Annotated in this window: 22 protein-coding genes; 9 read left to right on the forward strand and 13 right to left on the reverse strand. The window is 65.8% G+C overall.

Features of this window, described 5'->3' with window-relative positions:
• Positions 1-487: 487 nt before the first annotated feature.
• Entirely contained in the window at positions 488-733 is a 246-nt protein-coding gene (locus FPZ61_RS06890; protein WP_185465399.1) for a GlsB/YeaQ/YmgE family stress response membrane protein, read from the forward strand.
• Positions 734-804: 71 nt separating this feature from the next.
• On the opposite strand, the gene FPZ61_RS06895 is transcribed toward FPZ61_RS06890, so the two are convergent.
• The 3 genes from FPZ61_RS06895 to FPZ61_RS06905 form a co-directional block, all read right to left on the reverse strand.
• On the reverse strand, positions 805-1,542 hold the full coding sequence (locus tag FPZ61_RS06895; RefSeq protein ID WP_185465400.1) for a hypothetical protein: 738 nt from the start codon (positions 1,540-1,542) through the stop codon (positions 805-807).
• A 106-nt stretch (positions 1,543-1,648) separates the two neighbouring features.
• The gene (locus FPZ61_RS06900) at positions 1,649-1,942 is read right to left on the reverse strand and encodes a hypothetical protein (RefSeq protein ID WP_185474788.1); all 294 of its coding nucleotides are present in this window, start codon (positions 1,940-1,942) and stop codon (positions 1,649-1,651) included.
• Between the two features lie 24 nt (positions 1,943-1,966).
• Complete coding sequence (locus FPZ61_RS06905; protein ID WP_185465402.1) at positions 1,967-3,079, reverse strand: META domain-containing protein; 1,113 nt, start codon at positions 3,077-3,079, stop codon at positions 1,967-1,969.
• A 274-nt stretch (positions 3,080-3,353) separates the two neighbouring features.
• Between FPZ61_RS06905 and FPZ61_RS06910 the strand changes: the two genes are divergently transcribed.
• From FPZ61_RS06910 to FPZ61_RS15875, 4 genes are all read left to right on the forward strand, one after another.
• Positions 3,354-3,542 carry a hypothetical protein gene (locus FPZ61_RS06910; RefSeq protein WP_185465403.1) on the forward strand — a complete coding sequence of 63 codons (189 nt, stop codon included), beginning with the start codon at positions 3,354-3,356 and terminating at the stop codon, positions 3,540-3,542.
• A gap of 870 nt (positions 3,543-4,412) precedes the next feature.
• Complete coding sequence (locus tag FPZ61_RS06915; RefSeq protein ID WP_185465404.1) at positions 4,413-5,984, forward strand: class I adenylate-forming enzyme family protein; 1,572 nt, start codon at positions 4,413-4,415, stop codon at positions 5,982-5,984.
• A 362-nt stretch (positions 5,985-6,346) separates the two neighbouring features.
• Positions 6,347-7,015 carry an FAD-binding oxidoreductase gene (locus FPZ61_RS15290; protein WP_221629851.1) on the forward strand — a complete coding sequence of 223 codons (669 nt, stop codon included), beginning with the start codon at positions 6,347-6,349 and terminating at the stop codon, positions 7,013-7,015.
• Between the two features lie 175 nt (positions 7,016-7,190).
• Entirely contained in the window at positions 7,191-7,673 is a 483-nt protein-coding gene (locus FPZ61_RS15875) for a BBE domain-containing protein (protein ID WP_221629852.1), read from the forward strand.
• Between the two features lie 452 nt (positions 7,674-8,125).
• Here the strand turns inward: FPZ61_RS15875 and FPZ61_RS06925 are convergent, their stop codons facing one another.
• Positions 8,126-8,326 (reverse strand): hypothetical protein, encoded by a 201-nt coding sequence (locus FPZ61_RS06925; RefSeq protein WP_185465405.1) that lies wholly within the window; start codon positions 8,324-8,326, stop codon positions 8,126-8,128.
• Positions 8,327-8,430: 104 nt separating this feature from the next.
• Complete coding sequence (dnaG, locus tag FPZ61_RS06930; protein ID WP_185465406.1) at positions 8,431-10,506, reverse strand: DNA primase; 2,076 nt, start codon at positions 10,504-10,506, stop codon at positions 8,431-8,433.
• 109 nt (positions 10,507-10,615) lie between these two features.
• On the opposite strand from dnaG, the gene FPZ61_RS06935 reads away from it, so the two are divergent.
• Positions 10,616-11,473, forward strand: coding sequence for a DMT family transporter (locus FPZ61_RS06935; protein ID WP_185465407.1), 858 nt, complete (start codon positions 10,616-10,618; stop codon positions 11,471-11,473).
• A gap of 82 nt (positions 11,474-11,555) precedes the next feature.
• Here FPZ61_RS06935 and FPZ61_RS06940 read toward each other — a convergent pair whose 3' ends face one another.
• Both FPZ61_RS06940 and FPZ61_RS06945 read right to left on the reverse strand, forming a co-directional pair.
• A complete protein-coding gene (locus FPZ61_RS06940; RefSeq protein WP_255476137.1) occupies positions 11,556-12,992 on the reverse strand; it encodes a glutamate decarboxylase in 1,437 nt (478 codons plus the stop codon).
• Positions 12,993-13,110: 118 nt separating this feature from the next.
• Positions 13,111-13,629, reverse strand: coding sequence for a hypothetical protein (locus tag FPZ61_RS06945; protein ID WP_185465408.1), 519 nt, complete (start codon positions 13,627-13,629; stop codon positions 13,111-13,113).
• 23 nt (positions 13,630-13,652) lie between these two features.
• Here FPZ61_RS06945 and ruvA point away from each other — a divergent pair, with 23 nt between their 5' ends.
• The 3 genes from ruvA (at position 13,653) to FPZ61_RS06960 (ending at position 15,081) form a co-directional block, all read left to right on the forward strand.
• Entirely contained in the window at positions 13,653-14,315 is a 663-nt protein-coding gene (gene ruvA, locus FPZ61_RS06950) for a Holliday junction branch migration protein RuvA (RefSeq protein WP_185465409.1), read from the forward strand.
• Between the two features lie 95 nt (positions 14,316-14,410).
• On the forward strand, positions 14,411-14,680 hold the full coding sequence (gene rpsO / locus FPZ61_RS06955; RefSeq protein ID WP_006170432.1) for a 30S ribosomal protein S15: 270 nt from the start codon (positions 14,411-14,413) through the stop codon (positions 14,678-14,680).
• Between the two features lie 8 nt (positions 14,681-14,688).
• Positions 14,689-15,081 (forward strand): PAM68 family protein, encoded by a 393-nt coding sequence (locus FPZ61_RS06960; protein ID WP_185465410.1) that lies wholly within the window; start codon positions 14,689-14,691, stop codon positions 15,079-15,081.
• Between the two features lie 4 nt (positions 15,082-15,085).
• Here the strand turns inward: FPZ61_RS06960 and FPZ61_RS06965 are convergent, their stop codons facing one another.
• The 6 genes from FPZ61_RS06965 to FPZ61_RS06990 all read right to left on the reverse strand — a co-directional run bounded on the left by FPZ61_RS06965 (position 15,086) and on the right by FPZ61_RS06990 (position 22,933).
• On the reverse strand, positions 15,086-18,598 hold the full coding sequence (locus FPZ61_RS06965) for a DNA polymerase III subunit alpha (RefSeq protein WP_185465411.1): 3,513 nt from the start codon (positions 18,596-18,598) through the stop codon (positions 15,086-15,088).
• A gap of 78 nt (positions 18,599-18,676) precedes the next feature.
• Complete coding sequence (gene gatA / locus FPZ61_RS06970; RefSeq protein ID WP_185465412.1) at positions 18,677-20,137, reverse strand: Asp-tRNA(Asn)/Glu-tRNA(Gln) amidotransferase subunit GatA; 1,461 nt, start codon at positions 20,135-20,137, stop codon at positions 18,677-18,679.
• A 29-nt stretch (positions 20,138-20,166) separates the two neighbouring features.
• Complete coding sequence (locus FPZ61_RS06975; protein ID WP_185465413.1) at positions 20,167-20,415, reverse strand: DUF1816 domain-containing protein; 249 nt, start codon at positions 20,413-20,415, stop codon at positions 20,167-20,169.
• 82 nt (positions 20,416-20,497) lie between these two features.
• Entirely contained in the window at positions 20,498-22,144 is a 1,647-nt protein-coding gene (gene rlmB / locus FPZ61_RS06980; RefSeq protein ID WP_185465414.1) for a 23S rRNA (guanosine(2251)-2'-O)-methyltransferase RlmB, read from the reverse strand.
• Positions 22,141-22,563 carry a Mini-ribonuclease 3 gene (locus FPZ61_RS06985; protein ID WP_185465556.1) on the reverse strand — a complete coding sequence of 141 codons (423 nt, stop codon included), beginning with the start codon at positions 22,561-22,563 and terminating at the stop codon, positions 22,141-22,143. Before FPZ61_RS06985 ends, rlmB begins: the two co-directional genes overlap by 4 nt.
• A 19-nt stretch (positions 22,564-22,582) precedes the next feature.
• Positions 22,583-22,933: an STAS domain-containing protein gene (locus FPZ61_RS06990; protein WP_185465415.1), complete on the reverse strand. Its 351-nt coding sequence runs from the start codon at positions 22,931-22,933 to the stop codon at positions 22,583-22,585.
• Positions 22,934-22,960: the final 27 nt, after the last annotated feature.

Raw genomic sequence — 22,960 nt, forward strand, 5'->3', positions numbered from 1 at the left:
GTTGGGCGGGCTCATCCGCTTGCGGATCGCGGCTCGCACGGCGGCGTCATACGGCGGTTTCATCAGTCATGGTTGGAGCCCCCGGTGGACGGTCGGACCGAGGGGACAACTTCGCTGGTAGCGGGGGGAGGATGAGCTGAAGGATCACTTGCGGGACTCTCATTGACTTGTCTCCCTCGGTCTGACAAGGCGCCGGCTAAAGGAGCTGGGTCTCAATCAGGATGAGTTTGCTGGTGATGATTATGGAGCTTGAATTCCCGCAGAGTATCGTTTTTCGTGCCAGCGAAAGCAAGGCGGTTTGAGTCTAGCCCCGCCACAAAGAACTGGCTGCGCTTGGGTCGTTGCCAAAACGTCACGCTTTGAGCTGTGTCGTGTGGCGAATGGCCAGGATTTGCAACAAGTCTGTAAGGAGCACAAGTCTGAATGGCTCTTGGCATGCCATCGCGTCTACGTTTTGGTTGATCTTCAAGAACAGAGGTAAGAGCTTATGAACGTTCTCTGGTTTCTGCTGGTTGGGGTGATTGCCGGTTGGCTCGCTGGTGTCCTGGTCAAAGGCGGTGGCTTCGGCCTGATCGGTGATCTGGTTGTCGGCATCATCGGGGCCCTGATCGGTGGCCTGCTCTTCAGCGGTCTGGGTGGTGCCGTCGGAGGGGGTGTGCTGGGGAGCATCGTGGTGGCCACGCTCGGCGCCGTGATCCTTCTGGTGGTGCTGCGGGTGATCAGGCGCGCCTGAAGGGCGAACCTCCAGAAAAAAACCCCTGGAGGCTGAATGGCTCCCAGGGGTTGGTTGAGCATGCTGATGGCTCAGTTGCAGTCGCTCGGCTTGGTGTAGGTGATCGACTGATAACGGCCGTCGGTGGTGCGAATCGTCACGCAGTTGTTCGTGGAGGGCTGCTCCCAGTAGGTGAAGGAACTGTCGGCCAGCTTGGTGCCACCGCGGTAGGTGTAGCCCTTCGATGTCAGAGTGCCTTCGGCCTGTCCTCCCCTGGCGCCCACCAGCGATTGCAGATCGGACACCGGAGCGCCTACACGGGCAGGCTCCGTGGTGGTAACCGGCTTGCCTGAGATCAGGCCGCCGATCAGGGCACCCACCGCCGCACCCAGCAGGGAACCGGCGTCAGCCTTCTGGGGGGGGGACTCGAAGCGGGCATCAGGATTCTGGACCTGGTCGAGACGCACCGAGAGCCTGTGGACTTCGCCATCGTTCCAGCTGAAGACCTCATGATCCGCCTGAGCCTTGTGCTTCACATTGCGGACACCGGCGTAGGTCTGCACACTCAGGGCCTGCACGCCTGGACCCGAGAAGTTGAAATTTGTGCCATCATCAAGCTTCACGACATAGGCATCGGTGTTGCCTGCCTTTTTGTGTTTGAAGGTGCAGTGCCCATTGAAGGCTTGATAGCCACCGTTCATCAGCTTGCATCGACCCTGGGCCCTGACCAGCACTTCGGCCATGGCCGCTGGGGCGAAGGGGGCGGAAAGCCCTGACAGAAGAAGGCCCGCGCCGAGGGCTGCGGAGGTTTGACGAAGGCTGCGGATCATCAGGGAAGTAGGGAATCGGAACTCGGATCGGATCGCTTCGCTGGGCGACCCAGAAATGTGTCTTAACACACCATTCCGGGCTCGGCCATTCCCATGCCCCCCCCGCTCACCGTCTGACAGCGATCGCGCACCTGATCAACCCGTACAGCGTGAGCGCGCCCAGCAGCGGCCAGATCAGCAGCAGATCGACCCGGATGTTGGCCTCCGGCGTGCGCAGCTGCACCAGCGCTTCCCAGGCGGCATACAACCCCCAGCCTGCGGAGGACCACAGCAGGGGCCGGGCCGAACGTCGGTTGACGGCACCGGACCAGCACACCAGCCACCAGAGCGCCAGCAGTCCCAGGGCCACCACCAGGACATGTCCGGGCTGTGCGACCAGGAGTTCAGCCAGGAGAGCCACCCTTCAGGTCCCAGCGCTCCCCCATCATCGCGGTTGCTTCCGTTCCCAGACCAGGATGCCTGCGTCGGCGAGAAGGCTCAGATGCAGCCGTCCGTCCTTGACCAGGAAGGTGCGCACAAAGGGTGCCTGGGCAGCCAGGCGCTCACCGAGGCTGGGAGGTGGACAGAGGGCCCCTGTGGCGGCCAGAGGCCCGAAGCGGAAGCTGCCGCTGCTGCCATCCGCGCTGGGTTGCACGCTCCAGGTGCCGGTGGCGGTGTTGCAGTCGAGCCGCAGGGTGGCCCTGCCATCGGACTGGAGGCGCAGGCTGTAGCGGGATGGATCTGCGGGGCGTGTGATTCCCTGAGCGTCGTCCATCGACTGGATGGCCACCAGTTGCCACTCGGTGCCGGACAGAAGCACGGAGCTCAGGGCTGCCGCGATGGCAGGCCTGTCGCAGGGCAGAGGATGGGTGGAGCTGGTGTCGTCGTTGGTGTCGAGCAGGGCCACGCCTGAGACGGGTCGGCGCAGGGGCTCGGCGGGCGGCACGGAAGGATTGCTCGGATAGCTGCGCCCGTTGTAGGGCAGACGGGTGTAGTAGCCGTGGCCCGCATCGATCCGCACCCGGCTGATCAGGTCTCTCCAGCCATTGTGGCGTTGGTCGCTCACCACCAGGGGCGGCTTGAACAGCGACATCTGTGACACCAGGCGCAGACCCTTCTGCTTGGGACCGCTCTTGAACACATAGGCGTTGCAGCCGCCGGTGCCGCAGGCGTAGGGGCCGATGACGGTGGCCACCAGCTCGTCCTGCCGGTCGCCGCTCAGGTCGATGCTGTTGTAGGCGTAGCGCAAGGGGCCCGCCGCGCGGCAGGCGTTGCGGCGCTGGTGGGTCTCGGACTGACGCCACTCCTCCGTGCCCGGGTCGGGGCCATGGCCCTGAGTGTCCACCACCGTTACGGGAAACAGCTCCTGTCGCAGCGCCTCCTCGAGGAACCGGTTCGCTGTGGCGATCGGAGCCACGGTCTGACGGATCCGGGGGGGAGGTCCGCCCACGTTCGGCTTCGCTGAGGCGTCTTCAAGGCTTGCCGCCAGCGTCAGCAGCGCCGCGGCGGAGCCCAGGGCCGCCGCGCCGATGCTGGAGTGCTGAGCTGGTGAGGCCATCGGAGCTGAGGGGGAGTGCGGCTCAGCGTTGCAGGTCGAGCTGGCTCGGGGGCATCACGACCCACTCCGTCATTCTGGGGTTGCCCTGGTGTTGTGAACAAGTCGATCAGAGGCAGGCCGGCACTGCCGCGCTGTTCCTCGATGACGAACCCCACCAGGCAAGACCAGCCGCCGGTTGACAGCGCAGCAGACACACGAGGCCCTTGCTCTCTGTCTCCAGGAAGGCCTCCCCTGAGGGGGCGATGCTGCAGGGGTCGAGCGATCATCCCTGCCCATGTCCTTCAACCCGGAGACGCTGGGTCGTTTTGCTCTACGGGGCCTCCGCATCGGCGCTAGCACGGTGTCGATCGTGGAGCTGCTGCGCAGCGACTGGACCGGTGGCATCAGTGCCGGGGTGGCCTGGCTGGTGTTTCTGCAGGTGGAACGGCGGCTGCCGCCACCTACAGAGGAAGCCGAGGGCTGATCAGGTCCTCACCAATGGCTCGTCGTCACCGACCTTGACTTGATGCGGGCGATCGGTCGGATCTGCAGCGGGGATGCCGCCGGGGCCAGGGGCATCCAGTAGGAAGGCGCCCCATGTGGGGGCGCCTTTGCACCGGTTGCGAGTGGTCACCTTGGCAGTTGGGGTGCCCTCGGTCGGGTGTCTGGGTTCCAACGATCAGCCTGTCAGGGCCTGGCAGGTAAGGATTCAGTCACGACGCTGGGGAGAGATGCTCGGGGCTTGACCTCCTCAGTTGTGACCGATGCCCGGGTTATGCAGCCCGGGATTTCAACGGACGGGAACCAGATGTGGCGTATGACTCAACACGTACGGGGTGGCGTTCTCGCTGCGCCACCGAGACGACGTTCAACAGCAATGGCACCTCCTTTTGCCTAAACCGGCTCTGGCGAACACTGGCCGGACTCTCTGGGAGGGAAAGGTTGAGTTGGCTCCCATTCCTTCCCTCAACTACATAGTATTTCCACCAGCAGCAGGTGGAGGCGTCACGGCGTTCCTGTTCCCGTACCTCCCATGGCCTCTGCGCTCTGGCGGCGAACGATGACCCCACATCAACCCTTCGCCAGCCCATCAATGGGCACCCTGTGTGTTTCCTCCCCCTTCGATCGCTCCGGTCGCCTCGACCAGCAGGCCAGGAGGCTGACAGATCCGGTGTGAACGCGTCCTGAGACGTCCTGTTCGGTGCTGACAAAAGGCTGTGCATCGCCCCCGTGGATGCTGAACCTCGTGCATCATGAAGGCTGATGTTTCCTGGTTCCAGGGTGCTGGGTGGGAGATGTCTCTGGTGATCAGTCTGACTGGGCAGATCATCTGCTTCCATCGCTTCTCTCCTTGATGATCATTTCCGGCCCCACCCTCACGCAGCCCGATCGCCTCGATCAGCTTCTTGCGGAGGGTCTGGCCCGGGATCCGCAGGGACCCGCCCTGCAGGATCTCCACACGAGCCTCAGCTGGCAGCAGCTGGAGGAGCGAGTGGAGCGGTTGATGGTCGCCTACGGCGCCCTGCCACTGCAGGTGGGCGATCGGGTGGCCTCACTGATGCCCAACCGTCTGGAGCTGGTGATCCACTATCTGGCCTGCCTGCGCCTCGGGCTGGTGATCACTCCGCTCAATTACCGCTACGTGGTGCCGGAGATTGACCATGCCCTGAGGGTCAGCGGGGCTGTGCTGTTGCTCTACCACCAGGAGCGCCTTGCCGATCTGCAGGCCACGGAGCTGGCGGGATCTCTGCCTTATGGGCTGATCCGTTTCGACGACGCACCGACAGAACCGTCACCGGATCGAGAGCGGTGCTTTCACAACATGCTCTCCTCGACCGCCGACGCCACGGGCGTTGAGGCACCCGAGCTGGCCCCTGAAGCCCCCGCGATCATCTATTTCACCTCCGGCAGCACCGCCAAGCCCAAGGGTGTGACCCACAGCCGAAGGAGCTACGGAGCGACGCTGGCCAGCCTTGCCCAGGCAATGGAGTATGCGCCTGGAGAGCGCCTGATGGTGGGCTGCTCGCTGGCCCATGCAGCGGCCTCGATGTACGGGCTGGCAGCTCTCTCGGTGGGCACGACGCTGGTCGTGGCCACCGAGAGCGACAATCACAGCCTTGAGGCCGTGCTGCACCACCGGCAACCGAACCTGCTGCTGATGCTGCCCGCGCCGCTGATGGGCCTGATGCACGACCGGGAGTTGAATCCGGCAGATTTCGCCTACGTCCGCCTCTGCATCTCAGGCGGTGACAAGGTGCCTCTGCAACTGCAGCGGGATTTCGAGGCGTCCGTGGGCTTTGCCATCGACGAGTGTTTCGGTATGAGTGAGTGTGGGGTCGCCACCGTCTCCCCCCCCTCCGGCGAGAACCGCATCGGTTCAGTGGGCCGGGTCTGTCCTGGCTTCGAGTGCTCCATCCGCGATGAGGAAGGCCGGCAACTGCCCGTGGGTGCTGAGGGAAGGCTCTGGCTTCGTTCCGCGTCGGTGATGACGGGCTACTGGGACAATCCCACCGCCACGGCCGAAACCCTCGTGGAGGGCTGGCTGGACACGGGTGACGAGATGCGCCTGGATGACGACGGTTACCTCTGGTTCTGCGGCCGCCGGAAGCAGATCATCGTGCATGACGGCTCCAACATCTGCCCCCAGGATGTGGAGGATGCCCTCTGTGAGCACTCCGCCGTGGAGCTGGCCGGAGCGATCGGCATTCACGACCTCATGCATGGAGAGAACGTGCGCGCCTACGTCACGCTCAAGGAAGCGGCCTCAGTCCCGACGGTTCCAGAGTTGATCAGCTTCAGCCGCGAGCGCATTGGCTACAAGGCGCCTGAGGACATCGTGGTGCTGGCCGAAATGCCCCTCAACCCGAGCGGCAAGGTGGACCGGGTTGCGCTCAAGGCGATGGCGGCCGAAGCCCCAGCAAGCTGAATTGAGAAGCCCTAGCTGTTCTCCAAGCACCTTGCCCGCTCCCCCGGGGGTGCGGTGGCTGGCTGACCGCTGGGCCGCCTCAGAGCCTGTGGCAACGCTGTCAGTAGTTGTCTGAGCAAGTTGTCTGAGCACCTGGTCTTCAGGATTCCACGACCACTGCCTCCAGAACATCATTGCTAGCAAGCAGAATTGATTGAGCGCTGGCAATTCCTGAAAGCTATCTATTCCGGAGAATGTTCCAGTCAAGAATTTATGTTCGATTGCATGAGGCAATCAAAAATCATACGCGCTTGCCAAAGGTAGAAGCACTATGCCTGCGGCTTCGCCCTGTGACATGATGAAGGCGAAGTCAGATGGCTTGAGTGACTGGCACTTTGAGCGGAATTGAGCCCGAAGGCTTTGGAGCTGAGATAATAGTGTTTCAACGGGGATTCATTTCTCGCTCCGCCTCTGTCATTTCAGCGAGGGTCTCGCAGGGTGAAGGCGGGTCAGATCACTCATGGTGTTCGATCAAGGCTGTCAATTTTGCCCGCAAGCATGACCTCTTGGTCTCGATCCGAAGGGGCGGTCACAACATCGCGGGCAATGCCGTCTGCGACGACGTCCTCATGATCGACCTCTCGTTGATGAAGAACGTCCGGGTTGACCCAAGCGCCCGCAGGGCGACCGTCGAGGCCGGCAGAACACTCGCCGACTTTGACGCGGATGCACAGGTTCACGACCTCGCAACACCGCTGGGCATCAATTCAACAACGGGTGTGGCCGGCTTGACGCTCGGCGGCGGCTTTGGTTGGTTGAGCCGCAAGTACGGCATGACCGTCGACAACCTCCTCTCCGTTGAGGTCGTCACGGCGGATGGCAGGCGTGTGCACGCCTGCGAGACGGAACATGCCGACCTCTTCTGGGGTCTTCGTGGCTGCGGTGGCAACTTCGGTATCGTCACAAGCTTCGAATTCCAAATTCATCCCGTTGGCCCAGGCGAAGTCCGTGCTGACGCAGTTCGCCCGCTTCGCCGAGACGATGCCGGATGAACTCAGCGTCTGGATGTTCACCCGGAAGGCACCCCCATTTCCCCTCCTGCCCGAGCATGTCCATGGAACAGAGATTGTCGCGCTGGCCCTGTGCTAAGCAGGAGCCCCCTCCCAGGGAGAGAAGCTGCTCGATGTCCTGCACCGCTTCGGCACGGCTCATGGCGAGCACATCGGCGTGCAGCCTTACACCTCCTGGCAGCAGACCTTTGATCCATTGCTAACGCGTGGAGAGCGGAACTACTGGAAGTCGCACAATTTCTCTAAACTCAGTGATGACGTGATCGATGTCGTTATCCAATATGCTTCCACCCTTCCCTCACCGCAGTGCGAGATCTTCATCGCTGCTATTGGCGGTCAGACAGCTCGCCTTACGCCTGAAGCCATGGCCTATTCGAGCCGGGACGCCAACTACGTCATGAATGTGCATGGTCGCTGGGAATCGCCTGCCGATGAAGCCGTCTGCATCGCCTGGGCGCGCGAATTCTTCACGAAGTCACAGCCATTACCCAGCGGTGGCGCATACATCAACTTCCTCACCCAGGACGAGGTGGACTGCGTCGCATTCGCCTATGGTGCGATGTACAGTCGGCTTGTTGATCTTAAGAAGTACGATACGGCCAACTTCTTTCGAATGAATCAGAATATCAAGCCGGTCTGATGGAAGCTCAGACCCAGATAATCACATCCAGCAGATCATTCTTCGTGCCGCCACCGCTGCCACGCGACCTCATGAAGTTCCACCAGCTGATGGTGACGTGGCCAAAGCGATAGCGGACAGATCGGGAAAGACTGGACGGCCTCACCGGCGGAGGCGTTCGGACCCGATCGAGAACTGCGGCTGTTTGCCAATGACTGGCCTGGCCGCTACGGAAATAGCCGTGAGCTTCCTCCGCGTCTGGGCGGTCCGCTCTCCCTCACGATCACCAGGACCTCCTGAGGCCGATTCAAGGGAGAATGGGTACATGCTCGCTCGCCAGGATCAGGGTGATCGGTGGGCAGCAGACATCTCGGCCTCGTGGTTGTGCTGATCGCGAATCACCTGAATGCCGGACAACCCCCACTGACGATCGATCCCTCCCTCAGGGGCGGCGGTTCAACGTGCTGTTTGTTTCACGGATCCACTTCGTTTCCCTGATCCATTTCCGCGGACACCCCCATCTCCAGGTTCAGCAGCTGGCCGGCCTCCTTGTCGGGACTGATGTCCGCGATCTGGGGCGGGTTCAGCGAGCTGATCGCGCCGATCATCACCGCCAGGGTCATGGCGATGGCCAGGACGCCGACCGTGATCTGCCGCAGGGTGATTTGAGGCATCGTTCCAGGCCTTGGCGCCATCGGAGGTTCGCTCCTCTGACCATAAATCCGGAGGACCCGATCGGCTGTAGATGCGGCCGGCTCACCGCTCAGTCTGAAGCCTCTCAGCCCCGCGCGTCCCGTGCGGCCGCCACTGGGTCGGCGCAGCGCTGCCTGTCGAGGTGGCTGATGTGCCGCCGTTCGTTGTAGTACAGCTCCTGAAAGCGCAGGGCGTCGCCGTTCAGTTCGGCGAACATCGAATCGATGCGGCTTTCCATGCTCAGGGCGGCGGCGGCGCTGGCCTCCGCTTCGCTTTCTTCCAGCAACCGGGCGATGCAGCGCTCCAGTGTTTCCAGCCGCTGGGACCCCCAGGCATCGAGCAGATGGCGGCAACGCTTGAGGCTGCGCTGGCGTTCGAGCACGGCGGTGGTTCCGCGCAGCTGCAACAGCGGTTCAGCGAGGGCCATGCGTTGCAGTTCGCTCGGCTCCAGCAGAGGCGTCAGCCGGTTCAGCAGCTCGTTTTCCTCCACCAGCAGCCGATCGCCCAGCAGCCGTGGCAGGTCCAGATCGGCCAGGTCGTCGCCAGGATCGTTGCCCCGGTTGATCGCCTCGAGCCGGCCCACGCCGAGGTTGTCTTCCTCCAGCTCGCTGATGCTCGCCCAGAGAAGACGGTGGTGGGCGATGGCGAAATCCTCCAGCTCCCGCTGGCGCAGCTCCCGCCGGATCGCGGCGCGGTGACGGCCCGCATGCAGGTAAAGCCGCAGCAGTTCCGCTTCGGCGCGCTCGCGCAGGCCGATCTCCCCGGGTTGCTCCCAGCGGCTGGCGCGGCCATGCCAGCGCTCACCCTTCACCTGCTGACGCAGATCTTCCTCCAGTTTCTGCGCCAGCCGCGCCTGGCCTCCACTCAACCGCTCGGCCACCTGCTGCAGGTAATGGCTGCGCACGGCGCTCTGGGGCAGCTTGCCGAGCAGTTCCACCAGGGAAGCCACCGCCTGCTGGAACTGGTCGGAGCGGGCCAGATCCCTGCCCTCCAGCACCTGCTCGATCTGCCAGTCGAGCCAGAGGGGCGCCCGCTCCAGCAGGGCGCGGTACTCGCCGGCCCCGTGCTGCTGGAGGAACTCATCGGGATCCTTGCCGGCGGGCAGGTGCAGCACCCGTAGTTCCAGCTGCCCCTGCAGCGCCTGCTGCTCCACCGCCCCGATCGCCCGCTGGGCGGCGCGCACGCCGGCGCCATCGGTGTCGAAGTTGAGCACCAGCCGTCGGCTGTCGCAGCAGCGACAGAGCTGGGTGATCTGCTGGCTGCTCAGGGCCGTGCCCAGGGACGCCACCGCATTGGTGATGCCGGCGGCGTGGAGGGCGATCACATCGAAGTAGCCCTCCACCACCACCGCCTGGTCGTCCTTGCGGATGGCGTTGCTGGCGCGATCCAGGCCGAACAGGTGCTTGCCCTTCTCGAACACCTCCGTTTCCGGTGAGTTGAGGTATTTCGGCTCGCCGCCGTCGAGGCTGCGGCCGCCGAAGCCGATCACCCGGCCCTGACGGTCGCGGATCGGCACCATCACCCGGTGGCGGAAGCGGTCGTAGAAGCCGTCGCCGCCCTTGCGGGGCACCACCAGCCCAGCGGCCTCCAGCAGCTCCGGCGGGAGATTCTCCACCTGGCCGAGGTGCTTGAGCAGTCCGTCCCAGCGCTCGGGCGCATAGCCCAGATCGAAGGCGTCGATCGTGCCCTCACTCAGGCCCCGCTCAGCGGAGAGGTAGGCCAGGGCGCCGGCCCCTTCGGGGCTGCGCAGCTGGCTGCGGAACCAGCCGGCCGCCAGGGCGAGGGTGCGCAGCAGCGCTTCGCGACGCGAGAGCTGCCTGCGCAGCCGCTCCTGCTGGGGACCATCCACCGTTTCCACCGGCAGCTGGTACTTGCGGGCCAGATCCAGCACCACCTCGCTGAAGCTGGTGCGCTGCAGTTCCATCAGGAACTTGATCGCGTTGCCGCCGGCTCCGCAGGAGAAGCAGTAGTAGAACTGCTTGGCCGGTGACACCGTCATCGACGGCGATGTGTCGTCGTGGAAGGGGCAGATCCCCACGAACTCCCGCCCCTTCTTCTTGAGCACCACGTGCTCGCCCACCACATCAACGATGTCCGCACGCTCCTTCACCGCTTCGATCGTGCGGGGGTGCAGGCGGGCGTGGGGTTGGGGCTGGCTCAAGGGATGGCGCTACCGCTGGGGTCGCTCAGGCCTCCATTCTGCCCCACCCCACCAGAAGTGGCGTGACCCCGATCACGCTCAACCGCCTGCCTGGCGGGCCGGCCTGTGGATGCTCGCCAGTGCCCTGGCCTTCAGCCTGATGGGTGTGTGCGTCAAGGCCCTCGGAGGCCGCCTGCCGGTGGCGGAGGTGGTGCTGGCCCGGGCGGTGGTGAGTCTGCTGATCAGCTGGTGGATGCTGCGGCGCTCAGGGCTCGACGCCTGGGGCCAGAGGCGGGGGCTGCTGGTGGGGCGCGGCATGCTGGGCACTGCCGGCCTGTACTGCGTCTACCTGGCCCTGACCGGCCTGCCGCTGGCGGTGGCCACGGTGCTGCAGTACCTCCACCCCACCTTCACGGCCCTGCTGGCCTGGCCGCTGCTGGCCGAGAGGCCGGGCTGGCGGGTCTGGGGGGCGGTGCTGCTGGGCTTTCTGGGGGTGGCTGTGCTGGTCGCGCCCGGCGGGGGCGGGGCGGCCGCGGGCTCAGCTCTTCCTGCCCTGCCGCTGCTGTTTGCCCTGGCCGGTGCCCTGCTCTCGGCCCTGGCCTACGTGAGTGTGCGCGCCCTGCGCCGCAGCGAGCATCCCCTGGTGGTGGTGTTCTATTTCCCGCTGATGGCCCTCCCGCTCAGCCTGCCCCTGGTGTTGCTGCAGCCTGTGGCACCCACTGGCCCCGAGTACGGCTGGCTTCTGGGGGTGGGGGTGTTCACCCAGCTGGGGCAAGTCGCCCTCACCTATGGCCTGATGGGCATGGCGGCCGCCCGGGCCACCGCGATCAGCTACGTGCAGGTGCCGTTGGCAGCCCTCTGGGGGGTGTGGTGGTTCCAGGAGGCGGTGCCGGCCCGGGCAGGGCTGTCGGCCCTGCTGGTGCTGCTGGCCACCCTGCTCAGTCTCCGCGCCAGACCAGTCCCGGCCAGCGGCTCCGCCTCGTCGTGATGGACCGGCTGTAGGCCATGGGCCCTCCTGCACCAGGACGGAGCGTCCAGGACGGCCGGCACCGGTCGTCATCGCAGCTGTCTCAGTGATGGAATCCCGAGGCTTCTTCGCGGCTCAGCGATCTGCTGACGGGATGCCGCTGGAGATGGTCGATGGCGCTCCTGATGTCCTCCAGCAGCAGGTCGGCGAGGTCACGGCTGACGCCGTGCCGCACCAGGATTCTCTGGATGGCCTGATCGGCGCAGTTGGCCGGCAGGGTGTAGGCGGGTACCTGCCAGCCCCGCACCCGCAGGCGATCGGCCAGGTCGAAGAGGTTGAAACCCGGATCCACGCCATCCTTGATCCTCCAGCACAGGGCCGGGATTCCCGTGTCGGGATCACCGCCATAGATGATCTCGAACGGGCCAAGGGTTTCGATCTCCTTCGCCAGGTGCTGGGCCGTGGCGTAGCAGGCGTTGTGCACCTTGCTGTAACCCTCTTTGCCCAGACGGATGAAGTTGTAGTACTGGCAGATCACCTGGCCGCCGGGCTTGGAGAAGTTGAGGGTGATGTCGCGCATGTTGCCACCCAGGTAGTTCACCCAGAACACCATCTCATCGGGAAGGTCCTTCGCCTCTCTCCACAGCACCCAGCCGGCGCCAAGCGGTGCCAGGCCGAATTTGTGGCCTGAGGCATTGATCGATTTCACCCTGGGCAGGCGGAAATCCCAGATCAGATCCGGGCTGCAGAACGGAGCAAGAAATCCCCCGCTGGCACCATCCACGTGGATGGGGATGTCGAGGCCGGTCTGCCGTTCATAAGCATCGAGCGCTTCTGCCACCTGCTTCACCGGCTCATACTGCCCGGTGAAGGTGACGCCCAGGGTGGGCACCACTCCAATCGTGTTCTCATCGCAGTGTTTGAGCACCTGCTCCGGTGTCATCATCAGACAACCGGGTTCCATCGGGATCTCCCGGTGCTCGATGTCCCAGTAGCGCGTGAACTTGTGCCAGCAGATCTGCACAGGACCCGTGACGAGGTTCGGCCGGTCCGTGGACTTCCCCTGCTGATGTCGTACAGCTTCCCAGCGGCGTTTCATGGCCATCCCACCGAGCATGGCCGCTTCGCTTGATCCGAGTGTGGTGCAACCGATGGCCTCATCGATCTCTGGGGCATTCCAGAGATCGGCCAGCATGCGGGCGCAGCGGGACTCGATTTCGGCAGTCTGGGGATATTCGTCCTTGTCCTCCATGTTTTTGTCGATGCACTCATTCATCAGCTGATGAACTTCCGGCTCCAACCATGTCTGGCAGAAGGTGGCCAGGTTCTGGCGGGAATTGCCATCCAGCATCAACTCGTCATGGATCGCGGCATACACCGTTCTGGGATCCTTCTCCTGGGCGGGAAAGGTGCGCTTCGGCATGCCGATCGACAAGTCGCCGGAGGCATAGATGTCGTCATCCTCAGAGTGTCGCTCAAGTTGGCGATCTGCGGGGGATTCTGAATCGCGCTTGGGATGAAGATCTGGCTTGGAAGTCATTGAATGGGGTGGCGATTCTGCTGCGGAGACTTTATGGCAGGTTCCGATCCGGCGCGGTCATCACCGTTGCTACCGGGCCAGCCTTGATTGGGGGCTTCACGGCCTCCGCGGGCCCCGCTCAGGCCGGACGGTCGCCCGCCAGCGGCAGCGGATCCACCAGCCACTCCTGGTTGAGGCTGTCGCCGGAGGCTCCGGTTGGGCGTGCCAGCCGCCAGCTCTCGCCCCGCTCCCCACGCAGCAGGTACAGCTCAAAGGGGCTGTCCACCCGATAGGGGTCGTCCGCCAGGCGCCAATCGAACTGACCGGTGAGGTGCAGGCCCTTGCCCAGCCCGATCGGGATGGTCTCCTGGCGGTCGACGCGGACGCGGCTCACCTGGGGCCGCCGCTCGCTCGGCTCGAGCTCGAGGGCCTCGGCGATCGACTGCTGGGTGAGCTCGATCTGCAGACCCAGGGCCTGCAGCAGCACCGCCCGGGGGGGCTGGCCCGCCGCCTGGCAGCCGTTCAGTCCGAGCAGGGCCACCAGCAGGGCCACCAGCAGGGCCACCAGCAGGGCGGCCAGCAGGGGGCGCCGCCAGGGAGGCTGCGGCAGGGTGATGGCCTCAGACCGGCTGGCAGGGGTTGGCGGACCGGGCAGCATGGGGCGGATCGTTGGTGGTCTCCATGATCGGCTGGCTGCAAGGCCATGTGGCAGAGCCGTGGCAACAGGGCAACCGTTGTGGTCTCCTGCTGGCCTGCTCTGGCGTGGGTTACGAGGTGCAGATCACCCGCCGCCACTGGGAGCTGCTGCCCCCGGCAGGCAGTCAGCTCAGCCTTTACACCCACCAGACGATCCGTGACGACGGCTGGACCCTGTTCGGCTTCGGTGCCCGCCACGAGCGCGATCTGTTCCGCCTGCTGGTGGCCGTGAGCGGGGTCGGGCCGCAGATGGCCCTGGCCCTGCTGGGCACCATGCCCTGCGAGGAGCTGGTGCGGGCGATCGTTCAGGCCGACCTGCGCCGGCTCTGCAGGGCGCCTGGGGTGGGCAAGCGCACGGCCGAGCGGCTGGCGGTGGAGCTGCGCGGCAAGCTGGCGGAGAGCTACGGGGCCGCCGCTGGCTTCGACGACGACACCCTCGATGGCGCAGGCGGCAGCACAGACGGCGATCCGGGGCCGACCGCCTCCACCCGTGAAGAGCTGCAGATCACCCTCACCGCCCTGGGCTACGAGCCCCTGGAGATCAGCCGGGCGCTGCGCGGCCTGGGCCGTGACGGCCTTGATCCGGCCCTCGATGCTGACGCCTGGCTGAGCGCCTGTCTGCGCTGGCTCTCCCGCGAGGACGCCTGAGGCTGGAGGCAAGCCGCAGAGATGGTTCGCGGCTTGGTCGCCAGTCCCCTGAGGCGTTAGGTTGTCTGTTTGCACCGTCAGGGCCCGACGCCGGCATGCCGCTCGATACCACCAAGAAGCAGGAACTGATCAACTCCCACCAGACCCACGGCACCGACACCGGTTCGGTCGAGGTTCAGGTGGCGATGCTGAGCGAGCGGGTGACCCAGCTCACCGGCCACCTGCAGAAGAACAAGCACGACTTCTCCTCCCGCCAGGGGCTGCTGAAGATGATCGGTCGCCGCAAGCGGCTGCTCGGTTATCTGCGCGCCGAGAGCGAGGAGCGCTACAGCCAGCTGATCGCCAAGCTCGGCATCCGGGGCTGAGTCCAGCCATGGCGGCCAAGCGCAAGCCCCTGCCGTTTGAGCCGGAGCGCGAGCCCAAGACCACGCCCAGGGGGTCCCAGGTGATCCCGCCGGCCGTGGCCAACCGCATGGCCCGCCGTATCGGCGTGGCCACCGGGGTTCCGTCGCTGCTGGGCATGGGCGTGTTCATCGGCAGCTACCTGCTGGTCAGCCGCGGCCTGCTCGACATCCCCCCCGTGGTCACCCTGGCCAGCTCCGGCGGCCTGTTTCTGCTCGGGGTGCTGGGGCTGAGCTATGGCGTGCTCTCCGCCAGCTGGGAGCAGGCGCCAGGCAGCCTGCTGGGCACCGAGCAGATCGGCACCAATATCGCCCGCATGAAGGCCTCGATCAAGGCCATCCGTCAGGGCAGCAGCGGCGCCTGAGGGTTCAGGCGGTCTGCAGCACCGAGTGCAGCCTGGCGGTGAAGGCGGCGTCGGTGAGGGTGCTGACCGCGGCGGCCCCATCGCGGACGCAGAATTGATGGCCGAGGCGCACGTAGCGGGCCTCGCCATGGAGCCGCACCTTCGCCACCACCGGCACCCGCACGCCGGCCTCCTCCTGCTCCGGCCGGTGCCGCACCAGGCATTCCCTCAGGCGGTGCTGCACGGTGATGTCACTGGCCTGCTCCGCCATCAGCTCCACCAGCAGCACATCGAGGTCGTCGATGGCGCGGCAGTCATCCAGGATCAGCTGCACCCGTTCGTCGCGCCGGTCCACCGACCCCCAGATCATCAGCCGCGCATCCACCATCAGGTGGTCGCTCAGACGGGCGTAGGTCTTGGGGAACACCACGCACTCGGCGCTGCCGCTGAGATCCTCGAGCTGCAGCACGGCCATGCGATCCCCCTTGCGGGTGGTCACCTGCCGCACCTCCGGCAACATCGCCACCACGCTGACCCGGGCCTTGTCGGCCTGCTCCTCCAGCCGCCCCAGGCTGATCGGTGAGAGCATCTGAATCGGCCGCGCCAGCTGCCGCAGGGGGTGATCGGAGAGGTAGAACCCCACCAGCTCCTTCTCCAGGCGGAGTTTCTCCTTGGGGGGATAGTCGGCCACCGGCGCCGCCTTCGGGGCGGTGCTCTGATCAGCCTGGGCTGAAGTGACGCCGGCCATCAGGTCGAACAGGTTGCCTTGCCCGCTGGCGCGATCCCTGGCGCGGGAGCTGGCCCAATCCAGCACCAGATCGAGGTCGGCCATCAACTGGGCGCGGTTGGCGCTGGGCTCCAGCCCATCAAGGGCACCGCAGTGGATCAGCGATTCCAGCGCCCGTCGGTTCATCAGCGTGGTCGGGATCCGATCGCAGAGATCGGCCAGGGAGGCAAAGGGTCCATCCTGGACACGGGCTTCCAGCAACTGGCGAATGGCGCCATCACCGAGGTTGCGAACCGCCGAGAGTCCGAACAGGATTCTTTCTCCTTTCGGGGTGAAATCGATGCCGGAGGCATTGAGATCGGGTGGCATCACCTCGATGCCCATCGCCTGGCAATTGGCGATGTAGCGCTGCACCTTGTCGGTGCTGCCGGCATTGACCGTGAGCAGAGCGGCCATGTAGGCCACCGGGTAATGGGCCTTGAGGTACGCCGTCTGGTAGGTGACAGCGCCGTAGGCGGTGGAGTGGCTCTTGTTGAAGCAGTATTCGGCGAACAGCACCATCTGCTCAAACAGACCTTCCGCCACCCGCTGCTCCACGCCCCGCTGGGTGGCCCCCTGCACGAACAGGCTCTGGTGCTTCTCCATCTCACTTTTCTTCTTCTTGCCCATCGCCCGCCGCAGCAGGTCGGCTTCACCGAGGGAATAGCCGGCCAGATCCTGGGCGATGCGCATGATCTGCTCCTGGTAGACCATGATCCCGTAGGTCTCCTTCAGGATCGGCTCCAGGCCAGGACAGGCGAAATCAATCGCTTCGCGGCCATGCTTTCGGTTGATGAATTTCGGGATCAGACCGGCATCGAGCGGACCCGGCCGGTAGAGGGCCAGGATCGAGGAGATGTCCTCCAGCGACGACGGTCTGAGATCCCGCACGATCTGACGCATGCCGCTGGATTCGAGCTGGAAGATGCCCTCCAGATCGCCGCGGGCCAGCAGGGCGAAGGTGTCCGCGTCGCTGGGGGGAAGATCATCGGGATCGAGGCGCTCACCGCTGCTCTGCTCCACCAGATCGAGGGTCTTGTCGATCATGGTGAGGTTCTTGAGGCCGAGGAAGTCCATCTTCAGCAGCCCCATCGCCTCCACGTCCTCCATGAAGTACTGGGTGATCACCTGACCGTCGTTGTTGCGCTGCAACGGCACCAGCGAATCCAGCGGTTCAGCCGCGATCACCACGCCGGCGGCATGCACCCCGAAGGTCTTGTTGGTGCCCTCGATGCGGCGGGCCATGTCCACCCAGCGGCGCACCTGGGGGTCGTTCTCGTATTTCTCGCGGAATTCCGGTGCGGGCGACTCGGGGCCGATCATCTCCGCCAGCTTGGCGGGCTTGCCACGCACGACGGGAATCAATTTGGCCAGGCGGTCGGCATCGCCGTAGGGAATGTCGAGCACGCGGGCCACATCCTTGAGCACCGCCTTGGAGGTCATCCGGTTGAAGGTGATGATCTGCGCCACCTTGTCCTCGCCGTAGCGCTGGGTGACGTACTCGATCACCTCGCCGCGGCGCTCAATGCAGAAGTCGGTGTCGATGTCAGGCATCGACTTGCGCTCGGGGTTGAGGAAACGCTCGAACAGCAGGCCGTTGCTGACCGGATCGATGTTGGTGATCCCGAGGGCATAGGCCACCAGCGAACCGGCGGCGGAGCCCCGTCCCGGCCCCACCGGGATGCCCTGGTCGCGCGCGAAGCGGATGTAGTCCCACACCACCAGGAAATAGGTGGGGAAGCCCATCTGCTCCATCACCTGCAGCTCGAAGGCCAGCCGCTCGCCATAGAGCGGATCGATCGGATCAGCGCAGGCCAGCCGCAGCCGTTGGCGCAGGCCGGCCTCGGACACCTCCGCCAGATAACTCACCGCCGTGTGCCCGTCGGGGATCGGGAAGCGGGGCATCTGCTGGCGGCCGAGGATGTCGTAGGCCTCCACCTTCTCGGCCACCGCCGCGGTGTTGGCGATCGCTTCGGCCACCACGTCCGGCTCGAGGTGATCGGCGAAGAGGCGGCCCATTTCCGCCTCGCTCTTGATGTATTCGGTGCCGGTGTAGCGCAGCCGTTTCTCGTCGGTGACGAGCTTGCCGGTGAGCACGCAGAGCAGGGCGTCGTGGGCCTCCACATCGGCGCTGCTGAGGTAGTGGGCGTCGTTGGTGGCGATCAGCTCGATGCCCAGCTCCCGGGCGATCCGCACCAGCTCCACGTTCACGATCCGGTCTTCCGGTGAGCCGTGGTCCTGGATCTCGAGGTAGAAGTCGGAGCCGAAACGCTGCTGGTACCAGCGGGCCACATCCCGGGCGACCTCGGGTCGGCCGCGCAGGATCGCCTGGGGAATCTCACCGCCCAGGCAGGCGGTGGCCAGGATCAGCCCTTCGCGGTGCTGCTCCAGCAGCTGCTTGTCGATGCAGGCCCGCGAGAAGATGCCCCGGCCGCGCATGCCGCGCAGGTGGCTGAGACTGGTGAGCTTGACCAGGTTGCGGTAGCCGGTGTCGTTCTTGGCCAGCACCACCAGGTGATAGCGGCGTTCGCCCTTCACCCACGGCTCGTCGATCGAGCCGTTGATCACGTACATCTCGTTGCCGATGATCGGCTTGATGCCGGCCCCCTTGCAGAGCTTCAGCAGCTCGATGGCGCCGTACATCACGCCGTGATCGGTGAGGGCCAGGGCCGGCATGCCCAGCGCCACGGCCCGCTCGACCATCTGCGGCAGCTGGCTGGCACCGTCCAGCAGGCTGTAATCGCTGTGGTTGTGGAGGGGGACGAAGGCCAAGGGCTGAGGCGTCAGACGCCACCACGGGGTGCTGCCACGTTACCGGCCACCAGATGTGGTGTCAGTCAGGCGGCTGGTTCAGGGCACCAGGGCTGCGCTGGGTCTGGTGTCCATCACCCGGGCGGCCTGCTCATAGTGGTGGGCCACCTGCAGCAGGCGCGGCTCCTCGAGCACGCCTGTGATCAGCTGCAGGCCGATCGGCAGGCCGCCGTCGTCGAAGCCGCAGGGCACGCTGATCGCCGGCAGGCCGGCCATGTTGGCCGGGATGGTGAGCAGATCGGCCAGATACATCGCCAGGGGATCCTCGGCGTGGGCTCCGAAGCGGAAGGCTGTGGTGGGGGAGGTGGGAGTGAGCAGCACATCCACTGAGCCGAAGGCCGCATCGAAATCGCGGCGGATCAAGGTGCGCACCTGTTGGGCCTTTTTGTAGTAGGCATCCACATAGCCGGCTGAGAGGGCATAGGTGCCGATCAGGATGCGTCGCTGCACCTCATCCCCGAATCCCTCGGCCCGGCTGCGGGCCGTCATCTCCGCCAGGCTGGCGGCCTGCTCGGAGCGGTAGCCGTACTTCACGCCGTCGTAGCGGGCCAGGTTGGCGGACGCTTCCGAGGGGGCGATCACGTAGTAGGTGGCGATGCCGTCGTTGAAGCGGGGGCAGCTCACCTCCACCAGCTCGCAGCCGAGGGCCTCCAGCTGGGCGGCGGCGGCCAGCACCGAGGCCTTCACCTGGGGATCGAGACCCTCGGCCTCAAAGCATTCCTTCACCAGTCCGACCCGCAGGCCCTTCACCGGGGCCTTCAGGGCGGCGGTGTAGTCGGGAACGGGGGCCTGCAGGCAGGTGCCATCGCGGCGGTCTTCCCCGGCGATCACCTGCAGCAGCTCGGCGGCATCAGCCACGCTGGTGCTGAATGGCCCCACCTGATCAAGGGAGCTGGCGAAGGCCACCAGACCCCAGCGGCTCACCCGTCCGTAGGTGGGCTTGAGGCCCACCACACCGCAGAAGGCGGCCGGCTGACGGATCGAGCCGCCCGTGTCGGAGCCCAGGGCGGCGACACATTCGCCGGAGCCCACGGCGGAGGCACTGCCACCGGAGCTGCCACCGGGCACCCGTTCGGGGTTCCAGGGGTTGCGGCTGGGCCCGAAGGCGGAGGTCTCGGTGGAGCTGCCCATGGCGAACTCATCGAGGTTGGTCTTGCCGATCAGGATTCCGCCGGCCTGCCACAGCCGTTCGGTGACGGTGGATTCGTAGGGAGGCACGAACTGCTCCAGCATCCGGCTGGAGCAGGTGGTGCGGATGCCTTTCGTGCAGAGGTTGTCCTTGATCGCCAGGGGCACTCCGGCCAGGGGCGGCAGCGACTCCCCGGCGGCCCGGGCGGCATCGACACGGTCAGCATCGGCGCGGGCGCGCTCCGTGGTGACCTCCAGGAAGGAATGGAGGGTGCCGTCGACGGCCTCGATCCGGGCCAGATGCTGGTCTGTGAGCTCCCGGGCCGACACCTCGCCGCGCTCCAGTTGCCCACGCCACTCGGCGATCCCCATCAGCCCTTGCCTTGCATCGAGCGACGCTATCAGCCAGGCTCAAAGTCTTCGGTGAGGGGTTCGCCGCGGCGGACCTGCAGCAGTTCGTGTTTGATCGAGCCGGGCTGTTCGCTGCCCACATCGCCGAGAAAAGTGGGCAGGCTCGCCTCGAGATGCTCCTGTCGCACGAAGGGTCCGAACCAGTAGACGACATGGGGATCGTGGGTTTCCACCCGGGCCCACCAGGCCACCCCAAGACCGTTGGCCAGGCTTCTGAGCAGCCGAATCAAGGGGTTCATCGAACCGTGGCGAACCTGACCATTGTGCCGATCGAAGGGCACCGCTCCCGAGCTGGATCCGGGCCTGCAGACGGCACCACCATCACAATCTGATGTCTCCCTGGAAGGGGGAGGTGGAGGAGTGGGCGAAACTCAGTTCGATCTCGGCGGGCAAGGCCACCTGCAGGTCCAGCTCAGGCGCGGTCTCCGCCTGTGGGTGCTCCGTGCTCTCCTGCTGGATGGTGTCCTGGCCGTCGGCCTGATCGGCCTGGTCAGCCTGGTCAGTTTGGCTGTCCTGGTCGTCTGTCTCGCTGTCGGCCTGATTCAGAGCTGGCTGAGGGTCCTCGCTCAGCTCCTGAACCACGGGCTGGATCTCCTCGGCGGTCTCTGGAGCCGAGTGATGAGGGCTGCTGGCTGGAGCGGCGGTGGTGGGCACCTGGGGCCGCACCAGGCGTGGCGCTGGGGCGTTGCCGCTGATGGTCTTCATCCAGCCCCGTCGGGCGATTTCATAGAGCAGCAGGGCAGTGGCCACCGAGGCGTTCAGGCTGGGGGTGGCCCCCCGCAGGGGAATGCGGATCAGCTGGTCGCAGTGCTTGCGGGTGAGCATCGAGAGGCCCTGGGCCTCAGACCCTGTGACCACCACCAACGGGCCGTCGAGATCAGCCTCCATCAGGCTCACATTGCCTTCCTCGGCCAGGCCCACCACGCGGTAGCCCGCGTCCTTGAGCTGCTCGATCGAGCGGTTGAGGTTCACGACCCGGGCCACGGGCAGGTGCTCGAGGGCACCGGCCGCCACCTTGGCCACCGAGCCGGTGAGGCCCGCGTTGCGCCGCTGGGGCAGCACCAGACCATGGGCTCCAAGTGCTTCGGCGCTGCGCACGATCGCCCCCAGGTTGTGGGGATCGGTGAGGCCATCGACAGCCATCAGCAGCGGCGCTTCGCCGAGTCCGCGGCAGCCTTCGATCAGGCTGGGCAGGTCGAGGGTTTCAGCGGCTGCGGCCTGCAGCACGATCCCCTGGTGGACGGCACCGCTGCTGATCTGACCCAGGCGCGCCCAGGTGACCTCCTCCACCAGAACGCCACTGGCCTTGGCATCGCGCAGCAGCTGCAGGAAGCGGGGTGCGAAACGCAGCTCTGGGGTGCACCAGATGCGGTGAATCGGGCGATCGCTCTCCAGGGCGGCCTGAGCGGGGTGGCGGCCCCAGATCAGGTCGTCAGCGGGCTCGGCGCTGAAGCGCTCGGAACTGCCGCTGGCCTCGGGTCCCGGCGACTCCTGCTCGTTGAAGCGCGGGGCACGGGCGGGGGGGCGCCCGGACTGGAAGCGGGGCCTCTCGCCGTCGGGACGGCTGAAGCGAGGCGCGCCGAAGCTGGGGCGTCGGCCCCCGTCGCGGCCCTCTGGGCGACCCTCAGGCCGCCGGCCCCCTTCCGGGCGCTGGTCGTCGAAGCGGCGTGCCGAGGGTCGGCTGCCGATCACCCGCGTGGGACGCCCCGATGGGCGGCCATCCCCCTGGGGACGCTGAAAACTCTCCCGCCGGGGGGCGTCGGGGCGGTAGCCACCCCGGCTCTCCGGGGGGCGTCCTTCGCGCTTGTCACGGCTGTCGCGTTCGGAGTCGCCGCCGGATCCGCCGCTGCCACGCCATTCGGGGCGGGGCCCGCCGAAGCGGGAGGGTTTGCCCCCTCTGGCTCCTCCCGAGGGGCGATCACCTGAGCCGGCGCCCTTGGGACGGCGGCGCTCGAAACGTTGGCTCATGGGTCGCTCGTCAAGGGGTCAGAAGGGTCCGTTTCGTCCAGATGATCCAGAAGCTGGGCAAGCCGCTCGGGATTCTGCAAAAAGAGCCAGCCCACCATTGTCTCAAATCCCGTAGCCCGGCCGTAGCTGGCTGGATCTCCGCCCCGGGGGCCCCGGCCGGCCCGGTTGCGGCCCTGGCGCACCAGAGCACGCTCCCGGTCGTCGAGCAATGGCTCGAGCCGCTCCAGGGCCCTGGCCTGGGCCTGGGCCCGCACCTGGGCCACCACCGCCTGGTGGAGCTCATCCGGGCGGCCGGGCCTGTTGCAGTGCCTCAGGCGCTGGTGAAGCTCCCAGACTGCATCTCCCAGCCAGGCAAGCTGCAGGGCACCGAGCCGGTCGGGCTGAAGCTGATGACGGGCATCGGGCCGGATCTGGCGCAGCCAGGAGTGTCCGTCGGATTCAGGGTTTGGCAAGGGCGGCCAGGGCCGTGTCCAGATCGGGCTGAAGGTGCAGGAACTGCTCCAGCCGCACCAGCTTGACCGTCTGAATCACGCGGGCATTGCCCACCATCACGAAGCCGACCTTGGCATCGCTGCACTGCTTGGCCAGCTGCACGAGCACCCCCAGCCCGGAGGAATCGATGAAATCGATGTGGGTGAGATCCAGCAGCACCGCCCGCTTGTCGCTGCCGCGATGTTCGGTGACGAAATCCCGGAACTGCTTGTCGGAGTAGGCGTCGAGCTGGCCGGTGAAGCTGAACAGCAGACAACTGTCCCGTCGCTCGAAGCCGCCCCGGAGGGATACGGTCAACCGGTGCAGTTCAGGAATCGTTCCAGC

Source organism: Synechococcus sp. BSA11S (assembly GCF_014224355.1).
In the GTDB taxonomy this organism is placed as follows: domain Bacteria; phylum Cyanobacteriota; class Cyanobacteriia; order PCC-6307; family Cyanobiaceae; genus Regnicoccus_A.

Excerpts from the sequence above, each read along its gene's own strand:
- FPZ61_RS06905 (WP_185465402.1), bottom strand. The coding sequence starts at position 3,079 with ATGGCCTCACCAGCTCAGCACTCCAGCATCGGCGCGGCGGCCCTGGGC.
- FPZ61_RS06935 (WP_185465407.1), top strand. The coding sequence starts at position 10,616 with ATGCTCGCCAGTGCCCTGGCCTTCAGCCTGATGGGTGTGTGCGTCAAG.
- FPZ61_RS06945 (WP_185465408.1), bottom strand. The coding sequence starts at position 13,629 with ATGCTGCCCGGTCCGCCAACCCCTGCCAGCCGGTCTGAGGCCATCACC.
- FPZ61_RS06895 (WP_185465400.1), bottom strand. The coding sequence starts at position 1,542 with ATGATCCGCAGCCTTCGTCAAACCTCCGCAGCCCTCGGCGCGGGCCTT.
- FPZ61_RS06960 (WP_185465410.1), top strand. The coding sequence starts at position 14,689 with ATGGCGGCCAAGCGCAAGCCCCTGCCGTTTGAGCCGGAGCGCGAGCCC.
- FPZ61_RS06925 (WP_185465405.1), bottom strand. The coding sequence starts at position 8,326 with ATGCCTCAAATCACCCTGCGGCAGATCACGGTCGGCGTCCTGGCCATC.
- FPZ61_RS06975 (WP_185465413.1), bottom strand. The coding sequence starts at position 20,415 with ATGAACCCCTTGATTCGGCTGCTCAGAAGCCTGGCCAACGGTCTTGGG.
- rpsO (WP_006170432.1), top strand. The coding sequence starts at position 14,411 with ATGCCGCTCGATACCACCAAGAAGCAGGAACTGATCAACTCCCACCAG.
- rlmB (WP_185465414.1), bottom strand. The coding sequence starts at position 22,144 with ATGAGCCAACGTTTCGAGCGCCGCCGTCCCAAGGGCGCCGGCTCAGGT.
- FPZ61_RS06915 (WP_185465404.1), top strand. The coding sequence starts at position 4,413 with ATGATCATTTCCGGCCCCACCCTCACGCAGCCCGATCGCCTCGATCAG.
- FPZ61_RS06910 (WP_185465403.1), top strand. The coding sequence starts at position 3,354 with ATGTCCTTCAACCCGGAGACGCTGGGTCGTTTTGCTCTACGGGGCCTC.
- gatA (WP_185465412.1), bottom strand. The coding sequence starts at position 20,137 with ATGGGGATCGCCGAGTGGCGTGGGCAACTGGAGCGCGGCGAGGTGTCG.
- FPZ61_RS06940 (WP_255476137.1), bottom strand. The coding sequence starts at position 12,992 with ATGACTTCCAAGCCAGATCTTCATCCCAAGCGCGATTCAGAATCCCCC.
- ruvA (WP_185465409.1), top strand. The coding sequence starts at position 13,653 with ATGATCGGCTGGCTGCAAGGCCATGTGGCAGAGCCGTGGCAACAGGGC.
- FPZ61_RS06890 (WP_185465399.1), top strand. The coding sequence starts at position 488 with ATGAACGTTCTCTGGTTTCTGCTGGTTGGGGTGATTGCCGGTTGGCTC.